Genomic DNA, 11,299 nt, shown 5'->3' with positions numbered 1-11,299 from the left:
GGCTTGCTCGCGAATGCGGTGTGTCAGCCAGCGATGATGGTGCCTGACATACCGCATTCGCGAGCAAGCCCGCTCCCACAGGGGATTTGTGGTTATTCGTATTGGCTCAAAAGCCGTTCCATCCGCGCCTCGAGGCGGCGTTTGATTTCGGTTTCGATGTGCGGTGCGAAGTCGTCGATCACGTCCTGCATGATCAATTGCGCGGCGGCGCGCAGTTCGCTATCGAGGTGCAGCAGGGCGTCCGGGCCTTTATCCACAGGTGCGGCAGCAGGTGCCGGGGCCGGAGCAGGTGGCGGTTCGATGGTCGGCGGCGCGGTGTCGACGGCCTCGAACAACATCGGAATCTGTTCCTGTTCGCCGTCCTCGACCGTGTCGGTCAGCAAGGGCGGTTGCAGGTTGTCATCGCCGAGCAACTGGCGGATCGATTCGAGATCGTCCAACAGGTGTGCAGGCTTTTGCAGCGGTTTTGGAGTGTCCATCGGCGTACTCAGAGTCGCTGTAAACGGTGATCTTGCAGAGGATAGCCCTGTTCGCGGTAGAAACGGAAACTCTCCCGTGCCGCCGCGCGAATCGTCGGATCTTCCACCACCACTTCCGCCACGCGGGCGAATTGGCTGGCGAAGGCCGGGACTTTCAGGTCGAGGTTGACCAGCAGATCCTGATGCGCGCCGCAGTCAGCGCCCAGTCCCAGCACGATCAAACCGTCCGGTTCGCTTTCGGCAGGGCCGTGCGGCACGAACGTTTCGCCCTTGAACGCCCACAGGCGCGCATCGAGATCGTCACGCTGAGCAGCATCGCTGCAATGCAGGTAGATGCGGTGGCCCATGCGCCAGGCTTTCTCGGTGAGCTTGCAGGCAAAGTCCAGGCGAGCCGAAGGATCGGCGCTGGGCAGGATATAGAAGTCGACTTTGGTCATTGCGGTTCCCTGAGCCTTGAGCGGCGTCACCGCAAAGTGACGCCGCCCAGGTTCATCGGTTTCAGGCTTTGGCGCGGTCCAGCAGGTATTGGGTCAGCAGCGGAACCGGACGGCCAGTGGCGCCCTTGTCCTTGCCGCCGCTGGTCCACGCGGTGCCCGCGATGTCCAGGTGCGCCCAGTTGAGGTTCTTGGTGAAGCGCGACAGGAAGCACGCGGCAGTGATGGTGCCGGCCTTCGGCCCGCCAATGTTGGCGATGTCGGCGAACGGGCTGTCCAGTTGTTCCTGGTATTCGTCGAACAGCGGCAGTTGCCAGGCGCGGTCGTCAGCAGCTTTGCCGGCGCTGAGCAGTTGCTCGATCAGTTCGTCGTTGTTGCCCAGCAGGCCCGAAGTGTGGGCGCCCAGTGCAACCACACAGGCACCGGTCAGGGTGGCGATGTCGATCACTGCCTGCGGCTTGAAACGCTCGGAGTAGGTCAGGGCGTCGCACAGCACCAGACGGCCTTCGGCGTCGGTGTTGAGGATTTCCACGGTCTGGCCGCTCATGGTGGTGACGATGTCGCCCGGACGCGAAGCATTGCCGCTCGGCATGTTTTCCGCGCAAGCGAGGATGCACACCAGGTTGATCGGCAGCTTCAGCTCGAGCACCGCACGCAGGGTACCGAACACGGAAGCTGCGCCACCCATGTCGTACTTCATTTCGTCCATGCCGGCGCCCGGCTTGAGGCTGATGCCGCCGGTGTCGAAGGTGATGCCTTTGCCGACCAGCGCGTAAGGCTTCTCGGACTTCTTGCCACCGTTGTATTGCATGACGATCAGGCGCGGCGGCTGGGCGCTGCCCTGGCCGACGGCGTAGAACGAGCCCATGCCCAAGGATTTGATCTTCTTCTCGTCGAGGACTTCGACTTTCAGATCCTTGAACTCTTTGCCGAGGTTCTTGGCTTGCTCGCCGAGGAAGGTCGGGTGGCAGATGTTCGGCGGCAGGTTGCCCAGATTACGGGTGAAGGCCATGCCGTTGGCGATCGCGGTGGCATGGTTCACGGCGCGCTGCACTTCGGCCTGCGCAGCCTTGATGGTCAGCAGGGTGATTTTCTTCAGGGCGCGCGGTTCGGCTTTCTGGCTCTTGAACTGGTCGAAGGTGTATTCGCCGTCCACCAGGGTTTCCGCCAGCAGACGGGTCTTGCCGTAGCTGTCGCGGTTCTTGACGATGATTTCATCCAGGGCCAGCACGGCATCGCTGCCACCCAGACCTTTCAGGGTATTGAGGATGCCAGCCACGATTTTACGGAACGGACGGTCGCCCAGTTCTTCATCCTTGCCCACGCCGACCAGCAGCACGCGCTCGGCTTTCAGGTTCGGCAGGCTGTGCAGCAGCAGGCTCTGACCGACCTTGCCGGCCAGATCGCCACGCTTGAGCACGGCGCTGATCGCGCCACCGCTCAGCTCGTCGACCTGTCTGGCAGCGACGCCGAGTTTGCGGCCTTCGCCGACGGCAACCACCAGGGTGGCGGTTTTCAACGTTTCTGGGCTAACGCTTTTTACAACCAGTTCCATGTCCGGATCCCTGAATGAATGGTCAACACACAGGCGTTCGACGGTGTCCGCAGTCGCCTGCTTATAGATAGAAGAGGCGCAGGTCTGTGCCTGCGACGAAGGCGGCAGTTTGAACCTCGCTCACCGCGCCTGACAACCCTCGGTTGTGCGATCTTCAACGGAATCTACGCTTGGGTGAGTGTGCGCAGTGACAGGCGCCCTCAATCACAGGATAATGCCGCATCTTTTTTCGACGGCTCTGCCTTGCGGGTCGCTCGAAACATTTGCTTGTTTGGCCGCCTTAGCCTGACAACCCTGGAGTGTCTGGTTTGATCGTCTTCCGTTATCTGTCCCGTGAAGTGATGTTGACCCTGAGCGCCGTCAGCGCCGTGCTGCTGGTCATCATCATGAGCGGTCGCTTCATCAAATACCTTGCCCAGGCCGCTGCGGGCCAACTCGATCCGGGATCGCTGTTCCTGATCATGGGTTACCGTCTGCCGGGTTTCATGCAACTGATCCTGCCGTTGGGTCTGTTTCTCGGGATCCTGCTGGCTTACGGCCGGTTGTACCTCGAAAGCGAAATGACCGTGCTCTCGGCCACCGGCATGAGTCAGCAGCGTCTGCTGCGCATGACCCTGTTCCCGGCGACGCTGGTGGCACTGGTGGTGGCGTGGCTGAGCCTGAGTCTGGCCCCGCAGGGCGCCAACCAGTTCCAGCTGCTGCTGAACAAGCAGGACGCCCTGACCGAATTCGATACCCTCGAACCTGGCCGTTTCCAGGCGTTGCGTGACGGCACTCGGGTGACCTACACCGAAAGCCTGACCGACGATCGCGTCAACCTCGGTGGCGTGTTCATCTCGCAGAAAAACCTCGGCTCGGATCAGAAGGACCGCGGGATTTCCGTGCTGGTGGCCGAGAAGGGCCGTCAGGAGATCCACTCTGACGGCAACCGCTACCTGATCCTGCACAACGGCTATCGCTATGACGGCAGCCCGGGTCAGGCCGATTACCGCGCGATCAAATACGACACCTACGGCGTATTGCTGCCAAAACCCGATGCCAGTGACGAAGTCACCGACCGTGACGCGATCCCGACTTCGACCCTGCTGGGCGCCAACGACGAGCGTTCCAGGGCCGAACTGCAATGGCGGATTTCCCTGCCGTTGCTGGTGTTCATCGTGACCCTGATGGCGGTGCCGCTGTCGCGGGTCAATCCGCGTCAGGGCCGTTTCCTGAAGCTGCTGCCGGCGATTCTTCTTTATATGGCTTACCTGACCATCCTGATTGCCGCCCGCGGCGCCCTCGAAAAAGGCAAGATCCCGCCGGCCCTTGGCCTGTGGTGGGTGCACGGGATCTTCCTGGTCATCGGTCTCGGCCTGCTGTACTGGGAGCCGTTGCGCCTGAAGCTGGCCAGCCGTCGCAGCGCAGCGCTGGAGGTGGCCCGTGGTTAAACTCGACCGCTACATCGGCAGCAGCGTATTCGTGGCGATCATCGCCGTGCTGGCGATCATTCTGGGTCTGGCGACCCTGTTTGCCTTCATCGACGAGATGAGCGACGTCAGCGATACCTACACACTGGCTGACGTGCTGAGCTTCGTCATGCTCACCGCGCCGCGTCGCCTGTACGAAATGTTGCCGATGGCCGCGCTGATCGGCTGTCTGATCGGCCTCGGCAGTCTGGCCAGCAGCAGCGAACTGACGGTCATGCGTGCCGCGGGTGTGTCCATCGGGCGCATCGTCTGGGCCGTCATGAAGCCAATGCTGGTGTTGATGCTGGCCGGCGTACTGATCGGCGAATACGTGGCGCCGGCCACCGAAAGCATGGCCCAGGCCAATCGCTCGCTGGCGCAAGGCAGCGGCGACGCGCAGAGCGCCAAGCACGGCATGTGGCACCGTCAGGGTGAGGAATTCATCCATATCAACGCCGTGCAACCCGACGGCCTGTTGTATGGGGTGACCCGCTATCACTTCGACAAAGAGCGCCACCTGCTCAGCTCCAGCTTCGCCAAGCGTGCGGAGTTCGACGGCAAGCGCTGGCTGCTCAGCGACGTGACCACCACGGTGTTCCACGAGCGCAGCACCGAAGTGGTGAATGCGCCGAGCGAGGAGTGGGACGTGTCGCTGAGCCCGCAACTGCTCAACACGGTGGTGATGGCGCCTGAGTCGCTGTCGATTTCCGGTCTGTGGGGCTATATCCACTATCTGGCGGATCAGGGCCTGAGCAATGGCCGCTATTGGCTGGCATTTTGGGTCAAGGTGTTGCAGCCGCTGGTCACCGCCGCGCTGGTGCTGATGGCGATCTCCTTCATCTTCGGTCCGTTGCGCTCGGTCACCCTCGGTCAGCGAGTGTTCACCGGCGTGCTGGTGGGCTTCACCTTCCGCATCGTCCAGGATCTGCTTGGCCCGTCGAGCCTGGTGTTCGGTTTCTCGCCGCTGTTCGCGGTGCTGGTGCCGGCCACGGTCTGTGCGCTGGCGGGTGTGTGGTTGCTGCGACGGGCCGGCTGATGGCCGCGTTGTTGCCAGCGCTTTAACCGCGAAAACGCCTCGGTCGACAGATCGGGGCGTTTTCGTATGCAATCGGGGTGACAGGCGAACGTGACGCTTGCGCCGTGTATCAGGTACAATTCCCGGCTATTTTTCGGCGGGCCAAGCCTGCAGCCTTTTTGAGTGTTGATCCGTGAGTGATTTGAGTCATATCCGCAATTTCTCCATCATCGCCCACATTGACCATGGCAAGTCGACGCTGGCTGACCGTTTCATCCAGATGTGCGGTGGCCTGGCCGAGCGTGAAATGGAAGCCCAGGTACTGGATTCCATGGATCTGGAGCGCGAACGCGGGATCACCATCAAGGCCCATAGCGTTACCCTCTATTACAAAGCCAAAGATGGCGTCACCTACCAACTGAACTTCATTGACACCCCGGGTCACGTCGACTTCACCTACGAAGTCAGCCGTTCCCTGGCCGCGTGTGAAGGTGCGTTGCTGGTGGTCGATGCCGGTCAGGGTGTTGAAGCCCAGTCCGTGGCCAACTGCTACACCGCCATCGAGCAGGGCCTCGAGGTCATGCCGGTGCTGAACAAGATCGACCTGCCACAGGCCGAGCCGGACCGCGTCAAGGACGAGATCGAGAAGATCATCGGCATCGACGCCACCGACGCCGTCACCTGCAGCGCCAAGACCGGCCTGGGTGTCGACGAAGTGCTCGAGCGTCTGGTCGCGACGATTCCTGCGCCGACCGGCAACATCGAAGATCCGCTGCAAGCGTTGATCATCGATTCCTGGTTCGACAACTACCTGGGCGTTGTTTCCCTGGTGCGCGTGCGTCATGGCCGCGTGAAGAAGGGTGACAAGATCCTGGTGAAATCCACCGGCAAGATCCACCTGGTCGACAGCGTTGGTGTATTCAACCCGAAGCACACCGCTACCGCTGACCTCAAGGCTGGCGAAGTGGGCTTCATCATCGCCAGCATCAAGGACATTCACGGTGCACCGGTCGGTGACACCCTGACCCTGAGCTCGACCCCGGATGTCCCGGTTCTGCCCGGTTTCAAACGCATCCAGCCACAGGTTTACGCCGGTCTGTTCCCGGTCAGCTCCGACGACTTCGAGGACTTCCGCGAAGCGCTGCAGAAACTGACCCTGAACGACTCGTCGCTGCAGTACACCCCGGAAAGCTCCGACGCACTGGGCTTCGGCTTCCGTTGCGGGTTCCTCGGCATGCTGCACATGGAGATCATCCAGGAGCGCCTCGAGCGCGAATACGACCTGGACCTGATCACCACCGCGCCAACGGTAATTTTCGAGCTGGTACTGAAAACCGGTGAAACGATTTACGTCGACAACCCATCCAAGCTTCCGGATGTGTCGGCCATCGAAGACATGCGCGAGCCAATCGTGCGGGCCAACATCCTGGTTCCGCAGGAGCACCTGGGTAACGTCATCACCCTGTGCATCGAGAAACGCGGCGTACAGGTCGACATGCTGTTCCTCGGCAATCAGGTCCAGGTGACCTACGACCTGCCGATGAACGAAGTGGTCCTGGATTTCTTCGACCGCCTCAAATCCACCAGCCGCGGCTATGCTTCGCTGGATTACCATTTCGATCGTTACCAATCGGCTAATCTGGTGAAACTGGACGTGCTGATCAACGGTGACAAGGTCGACGCCCTGGCGTTGATCGTGCACCGTGACAATTCGCACTTCAAAGGTCGCCAGTTGACCGAGAAGATGAAAGAACTGATTCCTCGTCAGATGTTCGACGTGGCGATCCAGGCGGCCATTGGCGGTCAGATCGTTGCCCGGACAACCGTCAAGGCACTCAGAAAGAACGTATTGGCCAAATGCTACGGCGGTGACGTAAGCCGTAAGAAAAAGCTGCTTGAAAAGCAAAAGGCCGGTAAGAAACGCATGAAGCAGGTCGGCAACGTGGAAATTCCACAAGAAGCCTTCCTTGCCGTGCTCAGGTTGGAATAGTCAGGTCCTATGTCACTAAATTTCCCGCTGTTGCTGGTCATCGCCGTGTTCGTCTGCGGCCTGTTGGCGTTGCTCGATCTGCTGTTCCTGGCGCCGCGTCGGCGTGCTGCCATTGCCTCTTATCAAGGCAGTGTCAGCCAGCCCGAGCCCGTGGTGGTCGAGAAGCTGAACAAAGAGCCGTTGCTGGTCGAATACGGCAAGTCGTTCTTTCCGGTGCTGTTCATCGTGCTGGTGCTGCGTTCGTTCCTGGTGGAACCGTTCCAGATTCCGTCCGGCTCGATGAAACCGACCCTGGACGTGGGCGACTTCATTCTGGTGAACAAGTTTTCTTACGGGATCCGCCTGCCGGTGATCGACAAGAAAATCATCGAAGTCGGTGATCCGCAGCGTGGTGATGTGATGGTGTTCCGCTACCCGAGCGACCCGAACGTCAACTACATCAAGCGTGTAGTCGGCCTGCCGGGCGACACGGTGCGTTACACCGCCGACAAGCGTCTGTTGGTCAATGGCGAGTCGATTGCCGAGCAACTGGTCGGCTCCGAGCCGGGCACGCTGGGCAGCGCGGAACTCTACAAGGAAAAACTCGGCGCTGCCGAGCACCTGATCCGCAAGGAAATGAGCCGCTACCGCGCTACGCCGGACCATACCTGGACCGTGCCGGCCGGGCACTACTTCATGATGGGCGACAACCGCGACAACTCCAACGACAGTCGCTACTGGGATGACCCGAACATTCCCAAGGACCTGCTGGGCATGGTTCCCGACCAGAATATCGTCGGCAAAGCCTTCGCTGTCTGGATGAGCTGGCCGGAACCGAAACTCAGCCACCTGCCGAATTTCTCGCGGGTTGGCCTGATCAAGTAATCAATCACGGCGCTGTTGACCACAGCGCCGAATGCATTTCTGGAGTCGACACAAATCGGCACCAGGGCATGAAGCCACGATATTCAGGACGTCATTTTTGAACACAGCGTTAATTGTCCCAGGCCTGCGCCGTACCCCGGCGATGGCAGTGGAATCCAGCCACGAACTCAGCGTGGGTAAACCGTGAGCGTTTCTCTAAGCCGTCTCGAGCGCCAGCTCGGTTATACCTTCAAGGATCAGGAGCTGATGCTGCTGGCCCTCACGCACCGCAGCTTTGCCGGGCGTAATAACGAACGCCTGGAATTCCTCGGCGATGCCATCCTCAACTTCGTCGCTGGCGAGGCGCTGTTCGATCGCTTCCCGCTGGCCCGCGAAGGCCAGTTGTCGCGTTTGCGCGCACGTTTGGTGAAGGGTGAGACACTGGCGGTGCTGGCCCGTGGTTTCGACTTGGGCGACTACCTGCGTCTGGGCTCGGGCGAACTGAAAAGCGGTGGCTTCCGTCGCGAATCGATTCTGGCCGATGCCCTCGAAGCGTTGATCGGCGCGATCTACCTGGATGCCGGCATGGACGTCGCTCGCGAGCGCGTACTGGCCTGGCTGGCCGGTGAGTTCGAAGGCCTGACGCTGGTCGACACCAACAAGGATCCCAAGACCCGTCTGCAGGAACACCTGCAATCGCGCGGTTGCGAACTGCCACGCTACGAAGTGGTGGACATCCAGGGTGAGCCGCACTGCCGTACCTTCTTCGTCGAGTGCGAAGTGGTCTTATTGAATGAAAAAAGCCGAGGTCAGGGTGTGAGCCGTCGTATTGCCGAACAGGTAGCGGCCGCCGCAGCACTGATTGCCCTGGGCGTGGAGAATGGCAATGACTGATACAAAAGCAATTCGCTGTGGCTACGTTGCCATCGTCGGCCGTCCCAACGTCGGCAAGTCGACGTTGCTCAACCACATCCTCGGCCAGAAGCTCGCGATCACCTCGCGCAAGCCGCAGACCACCCGTCACAACATGCTCGGGATCAAGACCGAGGGTGACGTGCAGGCGATCTACGTCGACACCCCCGGCATGCACAAGGGTGGCGAAAAGGCCCTGAACCGCTACATGAACAAAACCGCTTCGGCGGCGTTGAAAGATGTCGACGTGGTGATCTTCGTGGTTGATCGCACCAAGTGGACCGAAGAGGACCAGATGGTGCTGGAGCGCGTGCAGTACGTGACCGGGCCGCTGATCGTCGCACTGAACAAGACCGACCGCATCGAAGACAAGGCCGAGCTGATGCCGCACCTGTCGTGGTTGCAGGAACAGCTGCCGAACGCACAGATCATCCCGATTTCCGCGCAACACGGGCACAACCTCGACGCGCTGGAAAAGGTCATCGCCGATCACCTGCCGGAGAACGATCACTTCTTCCCGGAAGACCAGATCACCGACCGCAGCAGCCGTTTCCTCGCCGCCGAACTGGTGCGCGAGAAAATCATGCGCCAGATGGGCGCCGAGCTGCCGTACCAGATCACCGTCGAGATCGAAGAGTTCAAGCAGCAGGGCAAGACCCTGCACATCCACGCGCTGATCCTCGTCGAGCGTGACGGCCAGAAGAAAATCATCATTGGCGACAAGGGCGAGCGCATCAAGCGCATCGGCACCGAGGCGCGCAAGGACATGGAGCTGCTGTTCGACTCCAAGATCATGCTCAACCTGTGGGTCAAGGTGAAGGGCGGCTGGTCCGACGACGAGCGTGCACTGCGTTCGCTGGGTTACGGCGACCTGTAATCACCGGTTTTCCGAGACACCGGAGAACTCCCTGTGGGAGCGGGCTTGCTCGCGAATGCGCAGTGTCAGTCGACCTATACTTTGACTGATTCACCGCTTTCGCGAGCAAGCCCGCTCCCACAGTAGTTTTGGGTTGTGAGTAAAACCGCGTTTCTTCATCGAGAACTCCATGTCGCAAACCCCACCTCCCGCCCAGCTCGCCTACGTTCTGCATTCGCGCGCTTACCGCGAAACCAGCGCGCTGGTCGACTTCCTTACGCCGCAAGGGCGGCTGCGGGCGGTGTTGCGCAGTGCGCGGGGCAAGGCCGGGACACTGGCGCGACCGTTTGTGCCACTGGAAGTCGAGTTTCGTGGCAAGGGTGAATTGAAGAACGTCGGGCGCATGGAAAGTGCCGGCAACGCGACCTGGATGGTCGGTGAGGCGCTGTTCAGTGGCCTCTATCTCAATGAGCTGCTGATCCGCCTGCTGCCTGCCGAAGACCCGCACCCGGCGGTGTTCGACCATTACGCTGCAACACTGCTGGCCCTGGCCGAGGGTCGCCCGTTGGAGCCGCTACTGCGTTCTTTCGAATGGCGCCTGTTGGACGATCTCGGTTACGGCTTCTCCCTGAACACCGATATCCACAGCGAACCGGTCGCGCCGGACGGTCTCTATCGTCTGCAAGTGGACGCCGGACTTGAACGGGTGTTTCTGTTGCAGCCGGGTCTGTTCAACGGCACCGAACTGTTGGCCATGGCTGAAGCCGACTGGACCGCTCCCGGCGCACTGTCTGCCGCCAAGCGTCTGATGCGTCAGGCACTGGCCGTGCACTTGGGCGGTCGCCCCCTCGTCAGCCGCGAGCTATTTCGCAAGCCCTGATATGCTGTGCGCCGAATCTTTCCCTTCAGGAGCGCATCCGTGACCACCAGCAATCGCATTCTTCTTGGCGTGAACATCGACCACGTCGCCACCCTGCGTCAGGCCCGTGGCACACGCTACCCGGATCCGGTCAAGGCAGCGCTGGACGCGGAAGAGGCGGGCGCCGATGGCATCACCGTGCACTTGCGTGAAGACCGCCGGCACATTCAGGAGCGCGACGTGCTGCTGCTCAAGGATGTGCTGCAGACCCGCATGAATTTCGAAATGGGCGTCACCGAAGAAATGATGGCGTTCGCCGAGCGCATCCGTCCGGCGCACATCTGCCTCGTCCCGGAAACCCGTCAGGAACTCACCACTGAAGGCGGTCTGGATGTAGCGGGGCAGGAAGAACGCATCAGGGCAGCGGTCGAGCGCCTGTCGAAGATCGGCAGCGAGGTGTCGCTGTTCATTGATGCTGACGAGCGCCAGATCGCTGCGTCGAAGCGCGTCGGTGCGCCGGCCATCGAACTGCACACCGGGCGTTACGCTGATGCCGAAACCCCGACTGAAGTTGCTGAAGAATTGAAGCGTGTGGCCGACGGCGTAGCGTTTGGTCTGGCGCAGGGCCTGATCGTCAACGCCGGGCATGGCCTGCATTATCACAACGTCGAAGCCGTGGCGGCGATCAAAGGCATCAACGAATTGAACATCGGCCATGCGCTGGTGGCGCATGCGTTGTTCGTCGGGTTCAAGTCTGCAGTGTCCGAGATGAAGGCGCTGATCTTGGCTGCCGCCAAGCCCTAAGCAACACCCCAGAACCCAATGTGGGAGGGGGGCAGGGCCTCGAGTCGGGGTTTGCGTGGCGGTACCCGGCCCCTGCGCATTCCCCCCGCCCCCCCGCGCCCCCC

Annotated in this window: 11 protein-coding genes; 8 read left to right on the top strand and 3 right to left on the bottom strand. The window is 61.0% G+C overall.

Annotated features, from left to right (window positions below; translation table 11 throughout):
* Positions 1 to 92 precede the first annotated feature (92 nt).
* The 3 genes from LVD08_RS07780 to LVD08_RS07770 all read right to left on the bottom strand — a co-directional run bounded on the left by LVD08_RS07780 (position 93) and on the right by LVD08_RS07770 (position 2,468).
* A complete protein-coding gene (locus LVD08_RS07780) occupies positions 93 to 479 on the bottom strand; it encodes a DNA polymerase III subunit chi (protein ID WP_096795191.1) in 387 nt (128 codons plus the stop codon).
* A gap of 8 nt (positions 480 to 487) precedes the next feature.
* On the bottom strand, positions 488 to 916 hold the full coding sequence (locus LVD08_RS07775; RefSeq protein ID WP_202370096.1) for a DNA polymerase III subunit chi: 429 nt from the start codon (positions 914 to 916) through the stop codon (positions 488 to 490).
* Positions 917 to 977: 61 nt separating this feature from the next.
* On the bottom strand, positions 978 to 2,468 hold the full coding sequence (locus LVD08_RS07770; RefSeq protein ID WP_027610952.1) for a leucyl aminopeptidase: 1,491 nt from the start codon (positions 2,466 to 2,468) through the stop codon (positions 978 to 980).
* A gap of 308 nt (positions 2,469 to 2,776) precedes the next feature.
* Here LVD08_RS07770 and lptF point away from each other — a divergent pair, with 308 nt between their 5' ends.
* The 8 genes from lptF to pdxJ all read left to right on the top strand — a co-directional run bounded on the left by lptF (position 2,777) and on the right by pdxJ (position 11,195).
* Positions 2,777 to 3,898: an LPS export ABC transporter permease LptF gene (lptF, locus tag LVD08_RS07765; RefSeq protein WP_247267846.1), complete on the top strand. Its 1,122-nt coding sequence runs from the start codon at positions 2,777 to 2,779 to the stop codon at positions 3,896 to 3,898.
* Complete coding sequence (gene lptG, locus LVD08_RS07760; protein WP_103369733.1) at positions 3,891 to 4,952, top strand: LPS export ABC transporter permease LptG; 1,062 nt, start codon at positions 3,891 to 3,893, stop codon at positions 4,950 to 4,952. The genes lptF and lptG overlap by 8 nt, the downstream gene beginning before the upstream one ends.
* A 172-nt stretch (positions 4,953 to 5,124) precedes the next feature.
* Entirely contained in the window at positions 5,125 to 6,921 is a 1,797-nt protein-coding gene (gene lepA, locus LVD08_RS07755) for a translation elongation factor 4 (protein WP_003221926.1), read from the top strand.
* A gap of 9 nt (positions 6,922 to 6,930) precedes the next feature.
* Positions 6,931 to 7,785, top strand: coding sequence for a signal peptidase I (lepB, locus tag LVD08_RS07750; protein WP_025112167.1), 855 nt, complete (start codon positions 6,931 to 6,933; stop codon positions 7,783 to 7,785).
* A gap of 183 nt (positions 7,786 to 7,968) precedes the next feature.
* Positions 7,969 to 8,658, top strand: a complete 690-nt coding sequence (rnc, locus tag LVD08_RS07745) for a ribonuclease III (RefSeq protein ID WP_024011703.1) — start codon at positions 7,969 to 7,971, stop codon at positions 8,656 to 8,658.
* On the top strand, positions 8,651 to 9,553 hold the full coding sequence (era, locus tag LVD08_RS07740) for a GTPase Era (protein WP_247267845.1): 903 nt from the start codon (positions 8,651 to 8,653) through the stop codon (positions 9,551 to 9,553). The genes rnc and era overlap by 8 nt, the downstream gene beginning before the upstream one ends.
* Positions 9,554 to 9,722: 169 nt before the next feature.
* Complete coding sequence (gene recO, locus LVD08_RS07735) at positions 9,723 to 10,412, top strand: DNA repair protein RecO (RefSeq protein WP_007965159.1); 690 nt, start codon at positions 9,723 to 9,725, stop codon at positions 10,410 to 10,412.
* Between the two features lie 39 nt (positions 10,413 to 10,451).
* Positions 10,452 to 11,195 (top strand): pyridoxine 5'-phosphate synthase, encoded by a 744-nt coding sequence (gene pdxJ / locus LVD08_RS07730; RefSeq protein WP_122595029.1) that lies wholly within the window; start codon positions 10,452 to 10,454, stop codon positions 11,193 to 11,195.
* Positions 11,196 to 11,299 lie beyond the last annotated feature (104 nt).

The organism is Pseudomonas sp. YL2, assembly GCF_023063025.1.
Taxonomy (GTDB): Bacteria; Pseudomonadota; Gammaproteobacteria; order Pseudomonadales; family Pseudomonadaceae; genus Aquipseudomonas; species Aquipseudomonas putida_A.
The sequence above is the reverse complement of the archived record's forward strand: the minus strand, read 5'-3'. Positions and strand labels throughout refer to the sequence as shown.

Bases quoted from the DNA above. Each gene is read 5' to 3' on its own strand.
- LVD08_RS07780 (WP_096795191.1), bottom strand. From the start codon at position 479: ATGGACACTCCAAAACCGCTGCAAAAGCCTGCACACCTGTTGGACGAT.
- LVD08_RS07775 (WP_202370096.1), bottom strand. From the start codon at position 916: ATGACCAAAGTCGACTTCTATATCCTGCCCAGCGCCGATCCTTCGGCT.
- LVD08_RS07770 (WP_027610952.1), bottom strand. From the start codon at position 2,468: ATGGAACTGGTTGTAAAAAGCGTTAGCCCAGAAACGTTGAAAACCGCC.
- lepB (WP_025112167.1), top strand. From the start codon at position 6,931: ATGTCACTAAATTTCCCGCTGTTGCTGGTCATCGCCGTGTTCGTCTGC.
- era (WP_247267845.1), top strand. From the start codon at position 8,651: ATGACTGATACAAAAGCAATTCGCTGTGGCTACGTTGCCATCGTCGGC.
- recO (WP_007965159.1), top strand. From the start codon at position 9,723: ATGTCGCAAACCCCACCTCCCGCCCAGCTCGCCTACGTTCTGCATTCG.